Source organism: Acinetobacter sp. SwsAc6, from assembly GCF_013391565.1.
In the GTDB taxonomy this organism is placed as follows: Bacteria; Pseudomonadota; Gammaproteobacteria; order Pseudomonadales; family Moraxellaceae; genus Acinetobacter; species Acinetobacter cumulans.
This window is the reverse complement of the sequence record NZ_JACAXE010000002.1, coordinates 198,839-223,336: the sequence shown is the minus strand read 5'-3', so window position 1 is coordinate 223,336 and position 24,498 is coordinate 198,839. Positions and strand designations below refer to the sequence as shown.

Here is a 24,498-nt window from a genome sequence, read left to right as displayed (position 1 = left end):
TGGAGAGTTTTAGCATCTATACCAATATGTAATTTACGCCATTGACGACGATATTCAGGCTGATGTTTCTTCCTTTTCCATTCACCTTCACCTAAAAACTTTAGACCGGTAGAGTCTACCAGCAAGTTAAGCCCACCACTGCTTTTTTGATAACTAATCGCAATATCAATATGTTTTTGTCTTCTGCAAAGCGTACTGTAATCTGGTGCTGTCCAATTTAATCCACAGAGTTTAATCAGACTTTGAACAAAACCTGTGACCATACGTAAAGAAAGGCGAAATAAAGATTTAATCATTAGACAGCATTGGATGGCGGTGTTGGAATAAGTTTGATTTCGTCCATGCTTGCCTTTTGGCTGCGCATACCATTGAGTCTTAGTGTCAAACCAAATTGAAATATTTCCTCGATTTATTAATGCTCGATTATAAGAAGACCAATTGGTGGTACGATAAATTTTAGGTGCAGGCTTGTTCATTTGGAAATTATATTGTGGAATAAGCCCTTAACGATAGGTTTGTGCAACAAAGCCATCCGCAACTGATTTTTGCTGGCGAAATAACGCCTATGCTGAAACAGATTTTACCGCATCTATATAGCGTAACAGAGCAAATCTGTGTAGTGGATGATGCGCTGATGCTCAATAGTCAAGAACAGCATATTCAATGGGTAGATTCTATGTCAGAGCAAGGTATTCACCACATGAATAGCTACAGCTTAATGCGACTTTGGAATTTATCTGCACCAGCAGAATGGGTTTTATCGGCAAAAGGCATATTACTGGCAATTGCAGAACAGCTGGATATGGATGCGTTGGAGATAGATCCATTAACCGATTTACGTAGCTATGGCCTAGACTCTGTTGCGATGGTTAGCCTAGTGGGCTTATGGCGTGCTAATGGTGCAAATATTAGCTATGAAAGTTTTTGGCAGCATGCAACTGTGGTTGAATTACTCAAAATTTTGCAAGCTAAAATTTAATTTTTGATGAATTGAAATTTATTTTTTATAAAATCGGAAAAATCATCGGGAAATAAGACTTTTCGCATTGTATTTCTTGGCTAAGCTTTTTATTATTGCGCCCTTGTTTTCACGATTGGCCTGGATTGAACATTGAATAATTTTCTAACAGAACATTTAATTCATCGTGATGAAGATTTTATGGTGATTCATAAGCCAGCAGGCTTGCTCACCGTACCAGGAAAAACCGCAGATCTACAGGACTGCTTAATCAATCGCTTAGTTCAAGCAGAACCCAAAACATTACTGATTCATCGCTTAGACCGCGATACCTCAGGTATTTTGGTTTTTGCGCTCTCTAAGTTGGGTCAAAACCGCATCTCCCGTCAGTTTCAAGAACGTCAAACCTCCAAAACCTATCAAGCGATTGTGGCAGGCCATTTGCATGGTGAAGGTACTGTCGATGTCCCTGTGATTTATGATCCAGAACATCCACCTTTACATATTGCTGCGCCAGAACACAATAAGCCAGCTTTAACGTATTGGAAGGTTGCTGAACAGTTTGAAATTAACGGCTCTCCTGTGACGCGGGTAATTTTGACGCCAATTACAGGGCGTTCGCATCAATTACGTGTACACATGCAGTATTTGGGTCATCCAATTATTGGGGATACCTTATATGCAAGCCCAGAACAACAGGCGCTGTCATCACGTTTATGTCTGCATGCGGCGCAATTAAGCTTTAAGCATCCTAAAACTGAACAAGACGTAGAATTTATTTGTCCTATGCCGTTTTAAGGTTTAAACAACTTCGGTTATTAGGCTCACATTTTGGTGAGCTTTATGTCAAAATATATTGCTAAAAGGTGCTATTTTTTGCTCAAATATCAAACAGTGTTTGAGTTTTAAAATATATAGCCTCAATTCAAGATAAAGGTGGAAAAATTGCAGCAGTTTGCTATTGGTCAGCGTTGGTTGTCGGACACAGAAACAGAACTTGGTTTAGGAGTTCTCATTGATGTAGATGAGCGATCTATCAGCATTTTATTCCCCAAAAGCGACGAGACTCGCGTCTATGCACGCCACAATGCGCCTTTATCTCGTATTGTTTTTAACTCAGGCGATGAATTACAAGATCAAGAAGGCTCGACTTGGACCGTTGAATCTGTAGAAGACCGTCATGGGGTGCTCCGTTATAACGTAATTCGCCAGCTTCAGGATGGTACAGAAGAACGTAAAGCACTGAATGAAACGCGTATTGGTGCGAATATTCAGCTGTCTAAACCGCTTGATCGTTTATTGGCCAGCCAAGTCGATTATAAAGAATGGTATGACTTACGTATTGAAGCATTGCTTATGCAAGCCAATATGAAAGCGAGTCCATTACGTGGTTTGGTGGGTTCACGTGTCGGTTTAATTCCGCATCAGCTGTACATTGCGCATGAAGTGGGTAAGCGTTTTGCACCGCGTGTACTTTTGGCAGATGAAGTCGGTTTAGGTAAAACCATTGAAGCCGGTTTAATCATTCACCAGCAGCTGAAAACGGGCCGTTCTGAACGTATTTTGGTGTTGGTGCCAGATTCACTACAGTACCAGTGGATGATTGAAATGCGTCGCCGTTTTAATCTCGAGTTCTCATTGTTTGATTTGACTCGCACGGCATCTATTAAAGAACACGATCCAGACTTAAATCCATTCTTAACAGAACAACGCATTATTGCTTCTGTTGACTTGATGATTGACCACGATGACCTACGTGAACAAGCACTTGAAGCAGGTTTTGATTTGTTGGTGGTCGATGAAGCACATCATTTGATGTGGAATGAAGAAGATGGCGGTAACGACCGTTACGACTTAATTGAAGAATTGGCACAGCAGACGGCGGGTGTATTGCTATTAACAGCAACACCAGAGCAATTAGGTGTAGAAAGCCATTTTGCACGTCTGCGTTTGCTTGATCCATCACGTTTTAATTCGCTTGATCGTTTCTTAGATGAAGAAGAGCAATATCAACAAACTGCAAAAATTGCAGAAGTGTTGATGTCAGATTTTCCATTAGAAGCGGTACATTTAGACGCGGTTGAAGTTTTACTTGGCCAACGTATTGATGATACGCCAGAGCAACGTTTCCGTGCAATTCACGAAATTTTAGATCGCCACGGTACAGGTCGTATTTTATTCCGTAATACACGTGAAGCGATTCAAGGTTTCCCAGGCCGTGATTGTCAGCCAGCGCCATTAACAGCACCAGAAAACTGGTCTAAAGATGGTAAATTGCGTGAGCAAATGTGGCCTGAAGAAGCACAGCTTGATGGTGCTTGGATGGAACATGACCCACGTGTGATGTGGTTAATGGAAAAACTGCGCACAGATTTAAAACACAATAAAGTGTTATTAATCGCACGTAGTGGTCCAGTGGTTGAAGCGCTAGAGAATGTACTTCGTCTACACGCGGGTGTACGTACAGCCATGTTCCATGAAGGCATGAGCTTGCTTGAGCGTGACCAAGCGGCGGCTTACTTTGCAGAAGAGTCATACGGTGCACAAATTTTACTGTGTTCAGAAATTGGTTCAGAAGGTCGTAACTTCCAGTTTGCCTCTGATTTAGTGTTATTCGATTTACCAGCTAACCCAGACGTATTAGAACAGCGTATCGGTCGTTTAGATCGTATCGGTCAAGAAAACCGTATTCAGATTCATGTGCCATACTTGATTGGCACAGCGCAAGAACGTATGTTCCGTTGGTATAACGAAGGCTTGAATATTTTCAGCAATATCTCGCCAACCGCACAAACTTTACAAGAAAACTTTATTGTGCAACTTAAAGATTGCCTATTGGCAGATTTAGGTCAGCAATTTGAAGATTTACTTGAAGAAGTATCTGTACAGCGTGAAGCATTAGAAGCAGAGCTTCAGGCAGGTCGTGACCGTTTGCTAGAGTACAACTCTTGCCGTCCGATTGTGGCACAAGAAATTGTGACTGCGCTTGAAGACTATGATGACAACACTACTTTGCCAATGTTTATGAAGCGTTTTATGGCGTCTACAAACATCGATTTTGATGAGCAAAGCAATGGCACAGTCATTATTAAGCCGACTGATCAAATGCAAGTTCAAGGTCTGACTTTAGATGAAGAAGGCATGACTGCAACGTTCTATCGTGATCAAGCACAATTGCGTGAAGATGCACAGTATTTAACCCTAGAGCATCCATTTACTGAAAGCGTAATGGAGATGATTAATACTCAAGGCTTTGGTAGCACCAATGTCGCGGTATTAAAGTCAGCTGCTTTACCGCAAGGTTCAGTATTGATTGAAGTTTGGTTTAAGGTTGATGTGATTGCACCTAAAGCATTGAATTTACCATCAAGCTTGCCACAACAGCTAGTGCGTGTATTGCTGAGTGAAAAAGGTCAAGACCTATCGCAGAAAATTGCGCCTGAAATCTTGAAGCCATATTTACATCATTTGGATGGCAACAGCTGTCGCCAAGTTGTTAAAGCACGTCGCGATGTGATTGAAGCGCGTTATAACCAAGCTTTGGATATTGCCAAAGCAGCATTACCAAACTTCAAGCAACAAGCCAAAGAAGTGTATGGTAATAAATGGCAGTATGAAATTGATCGTTTGACTTACTTAAAGCAATTTAACCCAAGCATCCGTGAAGATGAAATTGCACGTTTGCAAAAATTGCAGAAAGAAGGTTTAACGTTATTAGATGGTTTATCTGTAACGCCAGAAGCGATTCAAGTGATGGTCGTGGTTAAACCATAAGAAGCAATAATGCAAAAAAATTAAAAGCACCTTCGGGTGCTTTTTTTTAATCAATAAAGTCTTTAGGATCAATAGGAGAGAGCATGTAGGTATTTTTAAGAAACTGAACTGCTTGCTCAAAGTCCTCAACCGGAGGAATAATGGTAAAGCGCTGATTTAACGACTCATAATGTGGATGCTCAGGATCTAATTGAATGATCACGCCATACTGTGAGTTAAGCTGCTCTATATTCACGTGCTTAAAAGTTGGATGTTGCAGTGCAATAGCGCCACAATGAATGCTGAGGGGGGCTAATAAACGAAGAACATGATCGGCTTCTATACCATGAGCAACAAGGACTTCAGGTTGTCGCTCAACACAATCATTGAATAAGGTTTTGTGTAGATCTGTGTCTGACAAACTTAGGTCTAAGTGAATTTGGTGATCTTTTTGTTCAGTGTTGAAATCATCTAAAAAGCGCATGGCTAAACCCTAAAATTGTAAAATATTAAGAGAAATGAAGCATAACCTAGTCACTACGCGTGTTACATATTGCTGTATTAAACGCCCCTTAAATGAGTTAAGAGGCGGGTGTTTAGGTGTTATGCAATAAAACTTTCAAAATGTTGCCAGAGTTTTTCAGCTACTTTTTGTGCCTTATTTGAATCAGGTTTTAATCCCATTTGTTCATTTTCTATCAGTATAAGGTAATCTTTTAAGGCATCTACAGATGCATGTTCATCATCTAAAATATCAAGAAGTCCATCGATATAGCTGTCATATTCATCTTGTAATTCAGGTGAATCTCCAACACCAATAGGGTTCCAATCGTAATTGAGAGTTTGGCGAATATTGAGAATAAATTGCTCTGCTGGATCTGGTTGTGTCATGGTTTATTCCCTTGCGGTGTTATGTTTTTATTTATCACTGTATTATAAAGTGTGTTCACAATTTAGCGACTATTTAGCGTCGTATATTGACGCTTGAATCACATCATAAAGAATTTATGCTGCAATCATTGAATTGTCAAAATAGATATCTTCTACCGTAAGATACTGACTAAAAGCCTGTGCAACTCGAATGACATATTCGGGTGCTAAAGCATTGGATTTTCCTGTAAGTTGATGGAATTCATATTTAAAATATTCCTTGTTATAACGTAAACCTAAAGTGCCTCTGAAATCATGCCAGCGCACTCGAAAGCAATAATATTTTTCATCATGTATGGCTTGTACAAAGCTGAGTATGCAATGCTCCATTTCAGCAGCTTCAGCCATTAATTCTTTGCTATTACAAATTAACTCAAAGGTACATTCATGCAGTACAAATGTGCTGGCTTTAAAGTCAAAAGGGGTATTGGATACGTGTATGTGTTGGCTTTTTTTGTGCCAAATTGCACTATGACGAATCAAGCTTTGTGCAGTTGTTGCAGGGTGAATCAAAGCAATATTTGGCAATTGTGTATATTCCGTTCCCTGAATCTGCTTGCCATAAATAAAATCATTCAGGGATAAATCAACTTCATGAAAAAAGAGATGGCTATTGTTTAGAATGTATAAGTTCAAAGCCAGTGCATGACTATATTGTGCGATATATTGCTCGTACAGCGGTTCATCACTATTGAGTAATATTACGCTCAGATTCAACAGTTGCTCTGGAGTATCTAAGTGTGGAATCAAGTTAAAAATAATCTGCGAGGCATACGCTTTTTTTGTGTGTGTAGAAAAGACCAGTTTTAAGATGGCTATAAATTGTTCAGAAGGTTGGGCAAATAGCTGCTTAATTTGACCTTTATGGCGAAATAAAGGGGCATTTAAATAACAGAGCTGAATTAAATGTGTATAACTAAAATAACTTGGGTCATCGACATGGTTAAAGTCTTGCCGTAAAAGAAACCAATAGAGTCGGTTCGGATTCTCTTGTTCCCAGCGTTTTAAGTGATCTAAATGAGGGCTGAGCTTATGATTAAAATGACCATAGGCCTGCAAATTAAAATGGCTCTCAACGTGTTGAAACCATGTAGCAGTGGTTGGATCTAAGAGTTTATCTAGGATCATCACTTTTAATTGTGCCGCCAGCGTCTGTAGTTGCTGTTTACAACTCTCAATCTGTGTTTGTTCAATTGCAACTACTGGCTGTTTTGGGGATGGGCTTATGGCGGTGGCATCAAAAAAATATGAATACACTTGACGGTAGAGCGCAAACAGTTTCTTTTGTGGCTGATCTTTATATTGTGCTTGGCAATAGTGTGCGATCAGTGCAAATAAGTCATGAATGTTCTGTTGCATAATATGTCTAGCTGAGAGTAGACGATTTAAAAAATATTCAATTTCAGTAAGCGGGTTGGTTGCGGATATTGATTGATAAAAAGCGCAAATTTGCCAAGAGTGCTGTTCATTGCATTGCGGTTGCAAGGCAAAAATAGGACCGAAATGTAGGCTAGCTATTGTTTCGTTATGATGAATTTGAATGTCGTTTAAAGTGTTTTGAAATAATTGAAAAAACTCTTGTATTTCTTGTGTGTTACATTCATTCATCAGTCAATACTCATATTTTGAGATACTGCATTTAATGTAATCGATTTGAGGCTATAAGGTAAACTTATCTCTGTGCAAGACATGAAATTTTGCAGATGTACCCAGTTTTTGGACAATATTCATGTCGAAAGGAAGCAGTGGCGATTTTTATAATCTTGCGCTAAAATTAGCCTACCGAAAATAACATGAAAAATAATAACAATGTCTAAAGCACTCATTACTCTTGGCGCCAAAACTTCACATGGTGGTGTAGTCACTGAAGTTGAAAGCTCTTTTACCATCAATGGCATTGCTGTACATCTTGCAGGGATGAAGCATTTTTGTCCGAAATGTAAATCTGTAGTGGCAGCGACCGCAGCAGATCAATCTACCACAGTGAAAGGTCGAGCAGTTGTTGTTGCAGGAGATAAAACCACATGTGGAGCAAGCTTTTTACCACAACAAGCGATGGTGGTATCCGCTAAATAAAAAGCTCAAAATACATTACAGCTCATCTTTCTTAGATATTGGTCATGATTGGTTTTTAGTTTGAAAATATTCATTGTGAAGATATATTTGAGTTAATACGACAAGTTTATCTAAGTAAGATACCACAGCATTTTTATACTAAGATTGAATGAATACAAGCATGCGTTTATTAGTTCAAATAGAGTGGATTGATCGCTCTTTTTGACTTTTAAATTCAGGCTTGGGAATTTTTAATCTATATATAGAACATCTTTGAAATTTTATTGATATTTTAAGTGTCAATTAATGACCATTTTTTTGATTTTTAGAAAGAACGTTATAGATGGTAATTTTGTATAGTAGCTAAATGTTTTATTTCATCTGCTGTGATCAAATTAATTATAATGAAGTTGTTTATTTTAATTTGTGATGATTTTTTGGTTTATGGTTAATTTCTTGTATTATTTATCATTTTATGAATCTTAATTTTTTATTAATATAAATATAATACCAATTTTTAAGTATTGTGCTCTTTTAGGCTAAGTCATATTTTTAAACATGAGATTATTTAAGAGAGTTTCATGTTATGAAAAATATCAACAGTATTTCAATTCTATTGGGTTGTACCTTATTTTCATTATCTGCACACATCTATGCAAAGCCAGATTGGTCAACAAAAAAATGTAAAAATGATGATCGCGCTTGTTATAGTCTTCCTGAAGTATTAAAAGCGCCTGAAAATATTGATCAGGGGCGCGTTGCATTTTCATTTAGTGATTCTGGTTGTTTAGCGTCATCGCCATTTTATCAAAATAAAACGGATCAATATATTCAAAAAAATTCGGGTATTAGTGGTACAACAAATTTTTTTAAAGGCTATAAGGATGTATGTCAATTTAATAATCAATTAGATTATTCATATATTCTTTATAATGAAGTGCAATCTACGAATAATCCCAAATATAAAGCACGTGTATTTGGTTTATATACTGTACATGATGTGGGTGCATTTGGTCATATTCATGATTGGGAACATGCTGTTTTATGGATGGAAAATGATAAGCCTATTTATTTAAGTATTAGCCGTCATGATGAGACGCGCTATAAAAAGATTGAGAAAGCACCACACTTAAAAGATCAATCCAATGTTTTTGCTGTGAAATATATCTCTAATCTTGGTACACATAGTATGGGCTTTGCTGGTGCAGATAAAAATCATGTGGTGAATAATGCCCATCCAACACCTAATAATGAATGGTTTGGTCTCAAAGCTTCTCAACTGGTCGATATTCGAGAGTTAAATAAAAAATATACGCCAAGTGCTCAAAATTTAGATCCAAAGTATTCAAGTTTTGATGATTTTTTTGCACATCAAAAATTTGAAACAGCTGTACCTCGTGTCAATGATTTACAGTGGATTCAGTGTGCGCGACCTAAAGCTATTGTGAATAGTGGCGTAGATTTTATTGGAAGTTCTAAAAAATGTAGCATAAAAAATATAGAAGAATAATTTTAAATTGAGATTTTATAATCAATTTATCATCAAGTATAACTGGCTTAAATCATGCCAGTTATACGGGGTCTTGCTTCATCTTATTCAGTTTAAATGTATCTTATTATTAAAAAACATGAATTTTATCACAATATACAGCTGATATGATGAGTGATTTGTAGAATATATTGTTTAAAAATAACTATTTATAGGGATGGTGTTTGATCTAAAAATAATAAAAAATTAAAAAAAATGATTGAATGTTAACAATGATTGATTTGAATTTTAGCTTATTAAAACCGTTGCTGGTTTTAGAGGATGACCCAGTCCATCAATTGAGAGTTTCTAAAATATTAAAAACTTTTGGTTATAGAGATGATGATGTTTTTTATGCTCAGACCATTGATTTTGCAAAACAAATTTGTCGTGCAAATGCGATAAAATTTATGTTGGTAGATTTAAAACTGCCCGATGGCAATGGCATAGATTTTATAAAAAGTATACGAGGGAAAATAGCCAGTAGTGTTCCAATTATGGTGCTCTCTTCATGGAATACGTTTGAGGTGATTTATAAAGCTTTACGCGTAGGAGCCTCAGGCTATGTATTAAAAGAAAAAGATGACTTTGAACTCATGTTTTCTATAAGAACCATGCTCAAAGGTGGCGCAATTATTGATCCTGTGATTGCAAAGAAAATTTTAAACCATTTAACTCAAAGTTTAGTGCCTGAATTAGAACACGATGAGCACAATGATATAAATTTATCAGCAAGAGAAAAAGAAATACTAGACTGTGTTGCTACAGGACTAAGCAATCGTGAAATTGGCGTGGAACTAAATATTTCAAAATATACGGTGGATGTACATGTGAGAAATATTTATCAAAAATTAGCGGTAAATTCTCGAACAAAAGCAATTCATGCAGCCAAACAGATTGGGTTAATCCATTAGGCTACATGATCGATCTTTTAACGTATTTTTGCCTCATCTAATTGACGAGCACCTTCTAAGATCATTCGAATCATAATCATTGTTTGCTCGGCCACTTCAGTTCGTTCATTTGTAGGCATATCAATAACTTTAGCCCCCATATTAAACACCAGCTGTGTAATGGCTTTGGCTGCAATATCTGGGTGGGACAGCTTGCTGTTATTTAGTTTTTCCAACACGATTAAATCTTCTCTCAACTCTTGTTGAAAAAAGTTCAATTGACGTTCAACTGCTTTTTTATATGAAAATGAACCTGTATAACCTTCACGCAGGAGCAAACTTAAATTGCCTGTGTCTGCATCAAGCTGCTGTATAAACACTTCAACAGAACTGCGAATAATACTGTTTTGCTTAGAGGCTTTTAGGCGTGCTTCATGCAAAATTTGACGAAGTACCACACCCGCGCGATCAATCAATTCAATTGCCAGTTCATCAATATCTTTAAAATGACGATAAAAACTATTTGGGGCAATACCTGCCTCACGTGCGACTTCACGCAAACTTAAAGAGGCGATACTTTTCTGAGGCCCAATTAAATTAAGTGCCGCTTGAAAGAGTTCGTCTTTTGTAATGGTCGCTTTGCGTCCTACATTGCGAACGGTATGGGTAATTTCAGGTTGCGTTTGTTCTTGGAGCATAGTGTCTATATTCGTATTCAAGGCAGACAGATGCCATGTCTTTCAAAGGATAAGAAACCTTAACATAGATTGACTTGAGCTTAATAGTATTTTGGATGTGAATAATTTATGCGCAAATATATATACAGATATATATACATGTGTATAATAATTACAAAATCCATGAGATGTAGATGACTATGCATGTTCTTGCTAAAGCAAAATCTCCTTTAAGCTTCATTACAGACAGTGTGTTAGATCTAAATGCCATTAATTTTTGGCTTCAAAAAGTGAACCCACTTTGGTCGAGCAACAAAGCTTTAGGTAAAGTTGTGCAGAAGGATACTGCCGCTGAAGGAATGGTTAGTCTAACTATTCAGGTGAATCGTCATTTTAAGTTTGGGCAGGCTGGACAGCATCATCCAGTTTTTGCTGTGGTTGATGGTATTCGCTATGAACGTACATATAGTTTAACCAAGCTCGATGCGCAACATGTATTGCTCACGGTAAAAACCCTACAAGGTGGTAAAGTCAGCACATGGTTGGCTGAGCGCGCTCAGACTGGTGACTTGGTTGAGTTTGGAGCACCTTTTGGTGACATGGTTATTCATGCGATGAACCAACCTTTAGTATTACTGGCAGCAGGAAGTGGTATAACACCTATGCTGAGTCTGCTTAAAGATATGGCCAAGCAGAATCAACTGAAAGATCAGCCAGTTCACTTAATGTATTGGGTGAAAAAACAAAGTGATGCTGCTTTTGTTGAACGCTTTGAAAAGTTAGCGTCTAAGCATCCGGCCTTTAGTTATCAAATTTTTTATACCCAAGAAGATGTTGCTGATTCGCGTTTAAATGCAAGCCATGTAGAGCAATTGACTGATGTAGAAAAGAGCACCGTATATGCTTGTGGACCATCAGGTTTTGTCTCTATCGCAGAACAGCTTTTTTCACATGCGCAGTCCTTCAAAAGTGAAGCATTTAGCATGAGCTTAATGGCGAATGATGATATTGGCTTTGTGAATGTAACACTCACACAATCAAATAAAGTGCTGAGCATTCCAAAAGGCCAATCTATTTTAGTGGCTTTAGAGCAACAAAACATCAAACCAAAACATGGTTGCCGTATGGGTATTTGTAATAAATGTGCCTGTAACAAAGCCGAAGGTTCAACCAAAAATATGGTGAATGGTGCGCAAAACACTGAACCTGGCAACTTGCTCAAAATTTGTGTGAACTCAGCTCAGTCTGATCTTGTCATTGATTTATAAGGTAGGACCATTGCGATGAATATGCCTGTAAAATTTGAATATTTTAAAAACCCAAAAAATAGCGAATTGACGCAAAGTCAGTTAGATGAACTTGCACGTGAGCTTGATGCGATTAAGCAAGAAGTTTTGGATGATCTTGGCGAAAAAGATGCCCAATATATCCGCCGTGTGTATGCAACAATCCGCTACGCATCATTTGCGGGCCGTGCGTTATTGTTTGCGGGATGGTTTCCGCCAGCATGGGTACTTGGTACAGGTTTATTGGGTTTTGCTAAAATCATGGAAAACATGGAATTGGGCCACAATGTCATGCATGGTCAATATGACTGGATGAACGATCCGAAGTTTAATGGCCAAACTTATGAATGGGACATCGTAGGTACAGCAGATAACTGGCGTCAAACACATAACTTTAAACATCATACCTATACCAATATTAAGGGTATGGATGATGACATTGGTTATGGCCTAGTTCGTTTGTTCCCAGAGCAACGTTGGAAGCCTGGTTATCTATTGCAACCGATTTATAGCATTCCATTTTGCTTGTTATTCCAATGGGGCGTAGCCATTCAAAACCTTGAATTGGGCAAATACTTCAAGGGGCGTAAGAGCAAAGAACAGACCCAAGAAGAATGGAAGCCAATGCAAGCCAAAATTGGCAAGCAATTGTTTAAAGATTACGTGTTTTTCCCATTGATTGCAGGCCCTGCAGCTTTACCTGTATTTACAGGTAACTTGGTGGCCAATGGTATTCGTAATATTTGGACCTTTAGTATTATTTTCTGTGGTCACTTTACCAAAGATGTTGAAGTTTTCCCGAAAAAAGTACTGGAAAATGAAAGCCGTGGCCATTGGTACATGCGTCAAATTCGTGGTTCTTCAAACCTGACAGGTTCAGAAGCATTTCACATTTTGACAGGGCACCTCAGCCATCAAATTGAGCATCATTTGTACCCAGATGTACCTGCGCGTCGTTACCGTAAAATGGCACCTAAAGTACAGGCTGTATGTGAAAAATATGGTTTGAACTATAACAATGCAAGCTTAGTAAAACAGTATGGAAGCGTGCTCAAACGTATTGTGAAATATGCGTTCCCATTTAAAAAGTAATTGCTTGATGAGTGATAAAAAAACCTGCTGATGCAGGTTTTTTTATGGTCGGATTTTGTGCTGAGTAGAAACTATTTTATTCAGGTAAGAGAGTTAAGCAGATCGTGCCAGATTTAATTCAGGCAAGCTTTGTGCTTGACCAACCATAAATGGAAAGTCTGCAAGGCTGAGCATTGCAAGGTCTTCATCGCTATTGCCGTAAGCATAGATGCTGTCATAGTCATGCAGGTTGTATTTTTCTAAAATGCGGATTTTTTTCTGTTCATTGCTACAATCTTGAGTTTGGTATCGCCCAGTCATCTTCTGATTGTGGATTTCAACTTCGCTACAAATCAGCTCAATGCCCAGTAATTCACAAATTGGCTTTAAGTAAATGTCGATAGATGCTGAAACCAAAACCACCTGATGACCCAATTGCTGATGACATTTTAATTGATGTAGAAGAGCAGGATCTAAATGTTGAATCAATTCTTTTGCATAGTCATTGGCCAGCTGGTAGAGCGACTCTGCATGGGTATTACGAAACATGGCATGATAGAGCTTTGGACGCATGGCATGTGCAGGGTAAATATTAAGATAGTAGCCCTGAATCCAAGGCAGTATTTTTAAACCTTGCCGTACAATATGCCGCTTCGATAGCGTATAGAAAATAAACCCTGTAAAACTGTCTTTGTTACACAGGGTTCCATCAAAATCAAAAAGGGCTAAATTTTTAAATGTTTTATTCGGCTCATACATGTTTGATAGCGTCCGTTTACGCGAGAAGCGAACCAGTTAGTATTGTAGTCTCTACTTAATTTTGGACCAGAAATAACAACTTCAGGCATTATGGCATAAAACGGTTCTTTGCCCGTTTTTTCTTGATAAAGTTTTGTCACTGCACGGTAAGTGGCTGTTTTTTCAAAATCAATATCTTTTTCCTTTTTCAAATCAGCACGAATTTGATTTGGCGTTAAGATCACATCATTTGTAGAAAAAGCTTTTAATAATTCACGTTCAGATGAACTTTTGGTTGCCAAAGGTGATCCATCTTTAGTGTAGAGGAGTAAATCACCATCTAATGCTAAATCTGAGCCACTCACTTTATTTAACATACTTTGGAAAGCGGCATTACGGCTAGAGTATCGGCCCGAGTTGTAATCTGCGAAGCGATAGATGGGTTTGTCATAATCTGCTTCGTACATCATGAGACGGTGAATACCGTAGTACAAACCGCCGTATTGTGAATACATGTCGGTACGTAAGTCAGCCATATTGCCACTTTGACGTTTATTGTCTTTGGCATAAGTCACCAACACCTGCATTGAACCTAATGTGGTGATGGGATTCATTTTTTCACTGATGTCTTGCCCTAAAAGTTTGGCTGTACCAGTGAGGGCACTCACGTGATAGTGTTTTGCCATATAAGCGAATATTTCACGATATAGCTCATCTAATTGGCGCTCAGTACGAACACGGCTCATTTGACTTAAATAATTATCTTCAGGGCTAGGCTGGGTTTTGAGTACTTCTTGGAAATAGCCCGCGATCGTGCCACCAATTTTATCGCCTAACTTGTCTTTAAATTTTTCATCTAAACGGTCTTGTACTTCTTTCACCGCTTTTTGACCAAGCCCAGGGACTTCCGGGTCAGCATGAAAATTCGATTCTTGGTCTACCACAGCTACAATGGTGCAAACATTCTCTTTGGTTTGTGGAATGCCCAAGTGCTCTGTAATGTCGTAGATGTCTTTTGCCCATGATGTACGTTCTTGCACACGACCTGGAATGGCTTTACGAATTTGTTCGGCATTAAGCGTTGGTTCTTTGTCGTTTGACCACCAAGAGCCATTGCCACATGCGGTCAAGCCAATTGAAAGTGCTAAAACAGAAAGCGTTTTAACACCATAGGTTGGAGCAAAAGATTTTTTCATATTGAAGAAAACACATTCCGAAAAGGGAGGTCTATCTGACGCTAGCAGTATACTATGTCGGCATAAAAAACATGACAATTATCTTCGCGTCATATCTTAAAACGTCACATATATAACGCTATAAGTGCTCAACTGAAGCGCTTAAATGGCATACCTAAAGTAGTAAAAACGACACAAATTAAATGAGCCTTTAAACTTAAAGCTAAGTGAGTGCAGAATAGATATTTTTCAATGAGCTACGCTTAAAAAATATCATAATGCATTTATATTGCCTAGCCCTCCAAAATCAGTGGGGTATAAAAATAATTTTGCCATCTACTATGGGCTAGTCAGACATTTATAGATTGTCGTCAATATTGAGTAAATAAGGGCTTACACGATTGAGCTTAAATGTGTGGCATAACTTGTGAACAGGAGCTGTATTTACGCAGAAGAAAATAATTAAAAACCTTTATTTTTTAAGTTTCTTTTCAGCTTGTCTTGTTAAAAAGTAAGCATGGGAATTCAGTACACCCGTGCTTAGGTAGAGCAACTACAATAATGGATGATTGGAAGGTGTGCTGCAATTCTCGCAATCATATTTGAGCCATAATCCATGAAAATTCGTTTTCTTAAAACGCTAATCGCTGTCTCTCTTGTGGCAAGCTTGGCAAATCAAGCCACAATGGCTGCAACACCAAATCATAGTGCGACAACAAAAACACTTACTGTTATTGGTTATCACGAAATCACCAACAACAAAAATGCATTAATTCCAGAATATGCAGTTAGCACAGCACAGTTCCAACAACATATTGAGTGGTTGGAAAAACAAGGCTTTCACTTTATTACCGTTGATCAGTTGATCAGTGCCAACAAAGGCAAATCAACTTTGCCAGCTAAGCCTGTATTATTGACTGTCGATGATGGCTATGAATCTTTCTATCAAAATGCTTATCCTGTAATTAAAGCCCATAAAATTCCAGTGGTTTTAGCTGTGGTTGGTTCTTGGTTGGAGCCAAAAGCGGGCGCTCAAGTCGATTTTTCAGATGAAAAAATTCCACGCAGTGATATGTTGTCGTGGGATCAGCTTAAAGAAATGCAAAATAGCGGTTTGGTTGAAATTGCCAGTCACAGTTATAACCTGCATCGCGGGATTTTAGGCAATCCACAAGGCAACTCAGAACCTGCTGCAGTAACACGTTTATATGATCCTAAAACATCAAGTTATGAAGCTGATGCACAATATACGCAGCGTATTACCCAAGATTTAAAACACAATAATCAGCTTTTGGTTGCACATGGACTCAAGTCACCGCGTGTGATGGTATGGCCTTATGGCCGCTACAACATGGAGACGGTCAGTATTGCAAAACAATTGGGAATGCCCGTTGCGATTAGTTTAGATGATGGTGCGGATTCTGCGAAAACGTCTTTAGGGCAACTCAATCGTATTTTGGTCGAAGGTAATATGTCGACGACTGAATTGGCACAAGAGATTGAAAACCGTCAGAAGAACTTAGGCGATAACAACCGTCCACAAAAAATTATGCATATTGATTTGGATTATATTTATGATCCAGATCCCGCACAGCAAGAGCGTAATTTAGGGAATTTGCTTGATCGAATTTCGGCGATGAAAGTCAATACCGTCTATTTACAAGCCTTCTCTGACCCAGATGCCAATGGCTCTGCAGATATGGTGTATTTCCCAAATCATTATTTACCAATGCGTGCTGATTTATTTAACCGTGTTGCGTGGCAAATTCAAACGCGTACCAATGTCAGCCGTATCTATGCGTGGATGCCACTGCTTGCATGGGATTTACCAAAAAAGAATCCTGTTTCTGAGGATTTGGTGGAAACACAGCAAAGCAAAGAGGGTGAGCATTTAAATATGGGCTATCACCGTTTGAGCCCATTTTCAGCCGATGCCCGTGCAACCATTGCAGGCATCTATACCGACCTTGCAAAATCAGCGTCATTTAATGGGGTGTTATTCCATGATGATACCACTTTGTCGGATTATGAAGATGCTAGCCCAGATGCCATGAAAGCCTATGCGTCTATTGGTTTGCCACAAGATTTAAATGCAATTCGTAATAATGATGCGCAGCTCCAAAAATGGACAGCATTTAAAACCGAATATATTGATAACTTTGCGATGCAATTGGCTTCAGAAGTTCGTCAGTATCAACCGTTTTTATTAACTGCACGGAATTTATATGCACAAGTGGCATTAAAACCTTATGCAGAAAATTGGTACTCACAATCACTTGAACAATCGCTAAATCGTTATGACTTTACCGCGATTATGGCCATGCCTTATATGGAGCAAGCACCGAACAGTGCCAAGTTCTATCAAGACATTGTCAAACGCGTCAAACAATTCCCAAATGGAATAAAGAAAACCGTATTTGAACTACAAGCTGTGGATTGGCGTACCAATCAAAAAGTACCGTCAGACGAAATGGCTTCAACCATCCAGTCTTTATATGAGCAAGGTGTGATGCACGTGGCTTATTATCCTGATGACCCAATTAAAGATCATCCCGATGTACATGTAATGCGTAAAGCCTTTGATTTGAAATCAAGCAAACTTATTCCTTAGGGGAATTGAATTATGTCAACGCTTCAGCAATTTTGGCATTCAGCATTGCACTTTGTATTTTACTATCCATTGTTTATGTCGTACTTATGGATGGTCGGTGCACTGATTTTTTATTGGAAAGAACGCAAAGATCCGCCATTTTCAGAGCCACCCGCTTTAGCGGAATATCCTAAAGTGGCAGTACTGGTACCATGCTTTAACGAAGGCGATAATGCAGATGAAACCATTAGCCATGCTTTAGGTCTGCAATATCCAAACTTTGAAGTGATCGCCATTAATGATGGTAGTAAAGACAATACAGCTGAAGTGTTGGATCGCCTTGCTGGAAAATATGAAAAGTTACGTGTAGTACATTTAGCCCAAAACCAAGGCAAGGCTATGGCACTGCAAGCAGGCAGTTTGCTGACCGATGCTGAATACCTGATTGGGATTGATGGCGATGCGCTCTTAGACCCGCATGCAGCAACATGGATGGTTCGCCACTTTTTAGAAAATGATGGTGTTGCTGCGGTTACGGGTAATCCACGTATTCGTACCCGTTCAACTTTAATTGGTCGTATTCAAGTCGGTGAGTTTTCTTCGATTGTCGGTATGATTAAACGCGCACAACGTAGCTTTGGTCGCTTATTTACGGTCTCTGGGGTGATTACAGGTTTTCGTAAAAGTGCGGTGCATTCAGTTGGTTATTGGTCACCAGACATGTTAACTGAAGACATTGATATTACTTGGAAGCTACAACGTGAAGGCTGGGACATTCGCTTTGAGCCAAATGCTTTGGTTTGGATCTTAATGCCAGAAACATTTAGCGGCTTATGGAAGCAACGTCTACGTTGGGCAATGGGTGGGGCACAAGTCTTACTTAAAAATATCGATGTGTTGTTTAAACCCAAACTAAACTTTTTATGGCCATTAATGATGGAGCTGATTTTGACTCTAGTTTGGTCATATATGATGCTCATTATGGCGGTTATTTGGGTGCTACATTTTGTGATTCCTATGGGTGGAATTGGTGATTTAGTCAGTTCGCCATTCTTACCTTACGGTACGGGCATGTTATTAGGTGCGACCTGCTTATTGCAATTTGCCCTAAGTAAATGGATGGACAGTCGTTATGAGCCATCATTGGGTAAAAACTATTTCTGGATGATTTGGTATCCATTCGTATTTTGGTTGATTACCATCACGGCCAGTATTGTTGCCTTCCCTAAAGTATTACGACGCGGCACGGGCCAGCGTGCACGTTGGGTGAGTCCTGACCGTGGTATTCGTATAAAATCAGAAAGCTGAGTAAATATAAGATGAAAAATAATAGCTTAATTATCGATTTACGCCGCCAGTTGCCATGGCATAAACGATACGCATCCAATACATCTACAGCCGTGATGTGGGGTATTTGGTTGTTGTTATGGCGCCCAGCCTTGCTGGTGATGGGATTCCTAAGCTTGCAAAAACACCATGTACTTGAGCATTTGTTTGGCTCTTTTGGTACGGGTTTAGAACATGGATTTACAGCATTGGTGGCATGTGCCATTTCACTGTTGCTATGGTCGAATTATGTTCCTGCAAAAACAGTGAAAAAGCAAACGCCAAAAACATTAACAGACTATGTGCACCATTTTGATTTGCCAGTACAGGAAATTGAAAATAGCCGTCAGCAAAAAATTAGCACGGTCTATCACGACGAACATGGCAAAATTATTCATATTGAATAAAGCGCCGTATACGATTGAATCTGAAAACACTCAAGTTCACTTGGGTGTTTTTTTTTCATAAGTACTTAGCCCTTTAAAGCTTTACTAGAGGCTGAGCAAAGTACACTTAGGTGGGATTTAAGCATATTGGCGAAGCTAGAGATTTTTGCGAGAAAGATTTAGACTATACCTCTCCCATAGAAAATCGCTTTTGAGCGTCAGCATCTCGCATTTGTCAGGCAGAAGATGCAGAGTTTTGTATGTCTCATCTTAGTATCTGCAATAGATTCAATAAATATTGCCGTGATGGATAACTTATTCATCCTATAGTTAGGATTTGTGGTAGCAAAATATTTTCTAGGTTTAACCTGTACGAAGTGGAAAAAATTAATGGCGCAGCATGCAGTAATTCAAGAGTTATTTGATAAGCCCATCAGCAAAAAATTGTGGGTTGCCCCGATGGCAGGGGTTACTGATCGGCCATTTCGTACGTTATGTAAATACTTTGGTGCAGGGCATGCGGTCAGTGAAATGATGACGGCAGACAAAACCTTGCGCATGAGTAAAAAGAGTTTATATCGTGCTAATTTTGATGGTGAAATTGCGCCTATTTCAGCGCAAATTGCGGGTTCAGATCCACAAGAACTTGCAGAAGCTGCACGCTTTCAAGTGGCGAATGGTGCGCAAATTGTCGACATCAATATGGGTTGTCCAGCCAAAAAAGTCTGTAATAAATTAGCAGGCTCAGCATTGCTGAAAGATGAAGACCTTGTTGCACGTATCTTAGATAGTGTTGTGGTGGCAGTCGATGTTCCAGTGACTCTTAAAACCCGTTTAGGCTTTTTAAATGGGCATGAAAATATTTTACGTGTGGCGAAACGTGCTGAAGAAGCGGGGATTGCCGCTTTGGCTCTACATGGTCGTACCCGTGAAGATATGTACTTAAACACTGCCCGTTATGCTCTCATTAAAGAAGTTAAAGCTTTACTGAGTATTCCAGTGATTGCCAATGGCGACATCGATACACCAGAAAAAGCCAAATATGTATTGGATTATACAGGTGCGGATGCGGTGATGATTGGCCGTGCAGCGCAAGGTCGCCCTTGGATCTTTAGGGAAATTGCACACTATTTGGAAACTGGTGAACACTTGGCCGCGCCTAATATTGAAGAAGTTAAAAAAGTGCTGTTAGGGCATTTGGCAGAACTCTATGAATTTTATGGTGAATACTCAGGCTGCCGTATTTCACGTAAACATATTGCTTGGTATACCAAGGGTTTACGCTCAAGTAATGAATTCCGTCAAAACATGTATAAAGAAGATTCAACTGCTGCACAATTTAAAGTGGTGGAAGCGTATTTTGATCATTTACTTGATCATGGCGACATTATGAGTGATGTGCAGGTTGAACAAGTAAACTTGCTAGAAACCTAAATCTGTATAGTATTAACGTGCGTAACGTGACACATACGTTTTGCTCATTTAAGAAAAAACCAGCCATAGTGGCTGGTTTTTTATCTTTTGGTTGCTGTAGAGCTTAAGAGGCGTGTGCTTCAGAAGCAGGCGTTACATCAGCTTTAGTATCCGCTTGTGCTGGGGTAACTTGAGTTGATTTTTCTGATTTAAAGTGATGGGTTGTGTCTACGGACACCCCTATGAGCACTAAAATAAGGAGAACAGCTGCCATATATATCCTAATTGTTATCCTGTTGTTGTTTATTTATATGATTTACATATAGCAACATAATATTACTTTTGGATAACAAAGAGGAGTGGCTTATTCAAAAAAACGAGCATTTAGTCTGCGTTAAAATTCATTTCTAAAACCAATTGATTTATTAAGTCTGGTGCTTCTAGGGCACGAATTTTCGCAACTTGGCTTCCCGCCCAAAATGCTCCAAAACCATGATCACCATGTTGTGACGCAAGTTGATGGAGCTGTTTCGCTAAATCATAAGCATAAGGGTAGTCGGCAACTATTGGGCGCTCAGGCGTATCAATTTGACTATGCCAATGATTAATTAATCCACGTGCAGGTCGACCCGATATGCTTGTTGTTATTTGCGTAATAGGCTGATCAAATAATGCTTTACGATAGGCTTCATTGGCATTCGAGCTTTTGCATTGTACAAATGCGGTCCCGAGTTGCACGGCATCTGCACCTAATTTCAGCATATATTTAGCATCTTGGCCTGTCATAATGCCACCTGTTGCAACAATTGGAAGATTGCAGTGTTTTTTCAGTAATTGTACTAAGTCACTGGTTTGAATGCTACTGTCAAAACTTGGGTTGAATATGCCACGATGCCCACCCGCTTCAATACCCTGAGCAATAATGATATCAATGCCTGCCGCTTCAATTGCGCGTGCTTCAATTAAGTTGGTTGCAGTTACCATCGTGATAATGCCTGCTTCTTTTAAGGCTTGAATCTGATGGGGATACGGAATGCCAAAGTGAAAACTGACGGCTTTGGGACGTGTTTCGAGTACAAGCTGTAAAAAATCATCGTGATCTAAAAAACTGGGATAAATACAATCGAGCTGTGTGGGTGCGACTGCGCCGTATTGTTCGAATTGTGGGCGTATATAGTCAATCCACGCTTGGGAGCGTTGCAGATTAAATGCTTGCGATTGATGGCAAAAGAAATTGACCTGAAAAGAATGATCAGTTAAGGCTTGAGTCGCTAAGATTTGTTGCTTGGCTACATCAACACTGCTTGCCCCTAGACCAAGTGCACCTAAGCCCCCTTGATTAGATACCTCAGCAGCCAAAGTGGGTGTGGAAACACCTGCCATTGGAGATAAAAAAATGGGGTGTTTAATGGCTAAATTTTCTAATACATTCATTTTAGTTTTCTCCTCATTATATTTTTACTTTGCCGAAGGCCTAGGTTTTATGCAAATCATATTCGGCATTTTGTTTATAAATAGCAGTAGATAAAAAGAAAAAATGTGCAGAGGATTTTAAACGACATGCTGTGACGTGTAGGCATCTCAATCATACTTTTCCTAATGATGGGCAGCTTATAATTTAGTTGTACTTGATAATTTACGCTGAATTTCTCCTATGTCTGAACGTATTCGTGAAAAATTGCAAATATTGGCAGATGCGGCTAAATATGATGTGTCGTGTTCATCCAGTGGAAGCAAACGCCAAAATAAAGACCGCGGTCTTGGTAATACAGGTAATGGTATTTGCCATAGTTATACCGAAGATGGTCGCTGTGTGTCATTACTCAAAATCTTATTTACCAATGTGTGTATTTTTGACTGTGCCTACTGTGTGTCGCGTCGTTCCAATGATGTGCAACGGGCAGCCTTTACCGTGCAAGAAGTTGTGGATTTAACCATCAACTTTTATCGTCGTAATTATATTGAAGGGCTATTTTTAAGTTCGGGTATTTTTAAGTCAGCCGACCATACTATGGAGCGTATGCTACAAGTGGTCAAGAAATTGCGCTTAGAAGAAAACTTCAACGGCTATATTCATCTGAAAACGATTCCGGGTGCGTCTAAAGAAATTATTACAGAGGCTGGTTTATATGTGGACCGCATGAGTATTAATTTGGAAATGCCGACCGAAGCAGGCTTACAGCAATTTGCACCCGAAAAAAGCCATGCAGAAGTACAAAAAGATTTAGGAATTGTGCGTGACCGTTTAATCGAACTGAAAGATGAACGGAAAATTATTCGGACTGTGCCACAGTTTGTTCCTGCAGGTCAGACCACGCAAATGGTGGTAGGTGCTGCGCAAGAAACGGATCAAGATATTATTATGATGGCGGATCGGCACTATAAAGAATTTAAGCTAAAACGCGTGTATTTTTCGGGCTATATTCCAATTAATGAACAAGAAAAGGCGCTACCAATGGTAGGTTCTGCACCGCCATTGCTCCGTGAAAACCGCTTGTATCAAAGTGATTGGCTCATGCGATTTTACGGCTTTGATGCATCTGAAATAGTAGATGATGCTCATCCAAATTTGGATTTAGATGTAGATCCGAAATTGAGCTGGGCGCTTCGTCATCCAGAGCAATTTCCTATTGATATTAACCGTGCGGATTACCGCATGATAATGCGTGTACCGGGAATTGGCGTACGTTCAGCTAAAAAAATAGTACAGGCAAGACGCTTTGGGCAAATTCATATTGACCAGTTAAAGCGTATGGGTGTGTCTTACAATCGTGCGCAACATTTTATCCGCTGTGTAGATACGCCAAAGTTTCAACGTGACCAAACACCCAGCCAAATTCGCAATCAGATTTTGCAGATGGGCAATTCTAAATATACGCAGCAATTGTCACCTCAGCTTGGTTTTGGGTTCTAAACATGGCGGTCTATCAATTTGATGGAACGATGACTGGGCTATTGAGCTGCGTATTTCGCGCGTTTGAGTTTAAGGAATTTAGTGTACAACTGACCGCTGGACAGCTGCCTCAGTCAGGCTTATTTGATGAGTTTGTTGAGGTTCCATCCAATGAGGAACATGGGCAACGGGTCTGGCAGGGTTTAAAACAAAAGCTTTCAGCACAAGCACTGCGGAATTTTTATTACAGCTTTCTCTCAGAGCAAGATGAAGCATTTCAGCATTGTTTTAATTTTGCAGTTTATGTCTTTCAGTCACAGCGTCTAGTAGATCAGGATTATGGCCATGCCGATGTGTTGGGTATTTCACAATGGGCCAAGCAAGTTGGTCGTGAAAAGCATCGCATGGAGGCATTTGTACGCTTTAAAAAATGCCAAGATGGCTTGTATTTGAGTCTGATTTCGCCAGATTTTAATGTTTTACCTTTAATTGAACGACATTTTTGCCGTCGTTACCAAGATCAGCAATGGCTCATTTATGATGAAAAGCGTAAGTACGGCATTTATTATGATTTAAAAGATGTGCATCAGATACAGATGAATGCGTATGAGGTAGACACAAATCTACAGCTGGGACATAGTCAGGCTTTTAGTGTGCAACTCGACGATGATGAGCTGTTATACGACCAGCTCTGGAAAGATTATTTTAGAAGTGTAAATATTGAAGCGCGTAAAAATATGCGACTGCATGTGCAGTATGTACCAAAACGCTATTGGCGATACATGAATGAGAAATCGCTTTAATTCGGATTTTATGCATAATATGG

22 protein-coding genes and 1 pseudogene are annotated in these 24,498 nt (G+C 39.2%); 14 read left to right on the top strand and 9 right to left on the bottom strand.

Annotation, left to right across the window (positions count from 1 at the left end):
* Nucleotides 1–476, bottom strand: a 476-nt coding sequence (locus tag HYG93_RS02625) for an IS5 family transposase (RefSeq protein WP_178961796.1), incomplete at its 3' end; no start/stop codon positions are given.
* Between the two features lie 50 nt (nt 477–526).
* On the opposite strand from HYG93_RS02625, the pseudogene HYG93_RS02620 reads away from it, so the two are divergent.
* From HYG93_RS02620 to rapA, 3 genes and pseudogenes are all read left to right on the top strand, one after another.
* A pseudogene (locus tag HYG93_RS02620) lies at nt 527–979 on the top strand (phosphopantetheine-binding protein); the annotation flags it as partial.
* A 132-nt stretch (nt 980–1,111) separates the two neighbouring features.
* A complete protein-coding gene (locus HYG93_RS02615; protein WP_106985409.1) occupies nt 1,112–1,756 on the top strand; it encodes an RluA family pseudouridine synthase in 645 nt (214 codons plus the stop codon).
* A 138-nt stretch (nt 1,757–1,894) separates the two neighbouring features.
* On the top strand, nt 1,895–4,732 hold the full coding sequence (gene rapA / locus HYG93_RS02610) for an RNA polymerase-associated protein RapA (protein WP_106985410.1): 2,838 nt from the start codon (nt 1,895–1,897) through the stop codon (nt 4,730–4,732).
* A gap of 46 nt (nt 4,733–4,778) precedes the next feature.
* On the opposite strand, the gene HYG93_RS02605 is transcribed toward rapA, so the two are convergent.
* The 3 genes from HYG93_RS02605 to HYG93_RS02595 form a co-directional block, all read right to left on the bottom strand.
* Entirely contained in the window at nt 4,779–5,195 is a 417-nt protein-coding gene (locus HYG93_RS02605) for a hypothetical protein (protein ID WP_106985411.1), read from the bottom strand.
* Nucleotides 5,196–5,314: 119 nt separating this feature from the next.
* Nucleotides 5,315–5,602, bottom strand: a complete 288-nt coding sequence (locus tag HYG93_RS02600) for a hypothetical protein (RefSeq protein WP_106985412.1) — start codon at nt 5,600–5,602, stop codon at nt 5,315–5,317.
* A gap of 114 nt (nt 5,603–5,716) precedes the next feature.
* Nucleotides 5,717–7,249 (bottom strand): hypothetical protein, encoded by a 1,533-nt coding sequence (locus tag HYG93_RS02595; protein WP_106985413.1) that lies wholly within the window; start codon nt 7,247–7,249, stop codon nt 5,717–5,719.
* 201 nt (nt 7,250–7,450) lie between these two features.
* Here HYG93_RS02595 and HYG93_RS02590 point away from each other — a divergent pair, with 201 nt between their 5' ends.
* The 3 genes from HYG93_RS02590 to HYG93_RS02580 all read left to right on the top strand — a co-directional run bounded on the left by HYG93_RS02590 (nt 7,451) and on the right by HYG93_RS02580 (nt 10,138).
* Nucleotides 7,451–7,717, top strand: a complete 267-nt coding sequence (locus HYG93_RS02590) for a PAAR domain-containing protein (protein WP_106985414.1) — start codon at nt 7,451–7,453, stop codon at nt 7,715–7,717.
* A 565-nt stretch (nt 7,718–8,282) separates the two neighbouring features.
* Nucleotides 8,283–9,206, top strand: a complete 924-nt coding sequence (locus HYG93_RS02585) for an NPP1 family protein (RefSeq protein WP_106985415.1) — start codon at nt 8,283–8,285, stop codon at nt 9,204–9,206.
* Nucleotides 9,207–9,457: 251 nt separating this feature from the next.
* The gene (locus tag HYG93_RS02580) at nt 9,458–10,138 is read left to right on the top strand and encodes a response regulator transcription factor (RefSeq protein ID WP_106985416.1); all 681 of its coding nucleotides are present in this window, start codon (nt 9,458–9,460) and stop codon (nt 10,136–10,138) included.
* A gap of 17 nt (nt 10,139–10,155) precedes the next feature.
* On the opposite strand, the gene fabR is transcribed toward HYG93_RS02580, so the two are convergent.
* Nucleotides 10,156–10,815: an HTH-type transcriptional repressor FabR gene (fabR, locus tag HYG93_RS02575; RefSeq protein ID WP_106985417.1), complete on the bottom strand. Its 660-nt coding sequence runs from the start codon at nt 10,813–10,815 to the stop codon at nt 10,156–10,158.
* A gap of 179 nt (nt 10,816–10,994) precedes the next feature.
* On the opposite strand from fabR, the gene HYG93_RS02570 reads away from it, so the two are divergent.
* Nucleotides 10,995–12,062, top strand: coding sequence for a ferredoxin reductase (locus tag HYG93_RS02570; protein WP_120366235.1), 1,068 nt, complete (start codon nt 10,995–10,997; stop codon nt 12,060–12,062).
* A gap of 15 nt (nt 12,063–12,077) precedes the next feature.
* Complete coding sequence (locus tag HYG93_RS02565) at nt 12,078–13,172, top strand: acyl-CoA desaturase (RefSeq protein WP_106985419.1); 1,095 nt, start codon at nt 12,078–12,080, stop codon at nt 13,170–13,172.
* Between the two features lie 93 nt (nt 13,173–13,265).
* On the opposite strand, the gene HYG93_RS02560 is transcribed toward HYG93_RS02565, so the two are convergent.
* Nucleotides 13,266–13,910 (bottom strand): HAD-IB family hydrolase, encoded by a 645-nt coding sequence (locus tag HYG93_RS02560; protein WP_106985420.1) that lies wholly within the window; start codon nt 13,908–13,910, stop codon nt 13,266–13,268.
* Nucleotides 13,877–15,085, bottom strand: a complete 1,209-nt coding sequence (locus HYG93_RS02555) for a DUF1615 family protein (protein WP_120366234.1) — start codon at nt 15,083–15,085, stop codon at nt 13,877–13,879. Before HYG93_RS02555 ends, HYG93_RS02560 begins: the two co-directional genes overlap by 34 nt.
* 595 nt (nt 15,086–15,680) lie before the next feature.
* Here HYG93_RS02555 and pgaB point away from each other — a divergent pair.
* The 4 genes from pgaB (at nt 15,681) to dusB (ending at nt 20,800) form a co-directional block, all read left to right on the top strand.
* On the top strand, nt 15,681–17,675 hold the full coding sequence (pgaB, locus tag HYG93_RS02550) for a poly-beta-1,6-N-acetyl-D-glucosamine N-deacetylase PgaB (RefSeq protein WP_106985422.1): 1,995 nt from the start codon (nt 15,681–15,683) through the stop codon (nt 17,673–17,675).
* Nucleotides 17,676–17,687: 12 nt separating this feature from the next.
* Entirely contained in the window at nt 17,688–18,962 is a 1,275-nt protein-coding gene (gene pgaC, locus HYG93_RS02545; protein ID WP_106985423.1) for a poly-beta-1,6-N-acetyl-D-glucosamine synthase, read from the top strand.
* A gap of 11 nt (nt 18,963–18,973) precedes the next feature.
* The gene (gene pgaD / locus HYG93_RS02540; RefSeq protein WP_106985424.1) at nt 18,974–19,387 is read left to right on the top strand and encodes a poly-beta-1,6-N-acetyl-D-glucosamine biosynthesis protein PgaD; all 414 of its coding nucleotides are present in this window, start codon (nt 18,974–18,976) and stop codon (nt 19,385–19,387) included.
* 369 nt (nt 19,388–19,756) lie between these two features.
* On the top strand, nt 19,757–20,800 hold the full coding sequence (gene dusB / locus HYG93_RS02535; protein ID WP_178961794.1) for a tRNA dihydrouridine synthase DusB: 1,044 nt from the start codon (nt 19,757–19,759) through the stop codon (nt 20,798–20,800).
* 103 nt (nt 20,801–20,903) lie between these two features.
* Here the strand turns inward: dusB and HYG93_RS02530 are convergent, their stop codons facing one another.
* Both HYG93_RS02530 and HYG93_RS02525 read right to left on the bottom strand, forming a co-directional pair.
* Nucleotides 20,904–21,053, bottom strand: coding sequence for a hypothetical protein (locus tag HYG93_RS02530; RefSeq protein WP_171356319.1), 150 nt, complete (start codon nt 21,051–21,053; stop codon nt 20,904–20,906).
* A 110-nt stretch (nt 21,054–21,163) separates the two neighbouring features.
* A complete protein-coding gene (locus tag HYG93_RS02525; protein WP_121594475.1) occupies nt 21,164–22,213 on the bottom strand; it encodes a nitronate monooxygenase family protein in 1,050 nt (349 codons plus the stop codon).
* Between the two features lie 220 nt (nt 22,214–22,433).
* Between HYG93_RS02525 and HYG93_RS02520 the strand changes: the two genes are divergently transcribed.
* Both HYG93_RS02520 and HYG93_RS02515 read left to right on the top strand, forming a co-directional pair.
* On the top strand, nt 22,434–23,693 hold the full coding sequence (locus tag HYG93_RS02520) for a putative DNA modification/repair radical SAM protein (RefSeq protein WP_106985427.1): 1,260 nt from the start codon (nt 22,434–22,436) through the stop codon (nt 23,691–23,693).
* 2 nt (nt 23,694–23,695) lie between these two features.
* The gene (locus HYG93_RS02515; protein WP_106985428.1) at nt 23,696–24,475 is read left to right on the top strand and encodes a TIGR03915 family putative DNA repair protein; all 780 of its coding nucleotides are present in this window, start codon (nt 23,696–23,698) and stop codon (nt 24,473–24,475) included.
* Nucleotides 24,476–24,498: the final 23 nt, after the last annotated feature.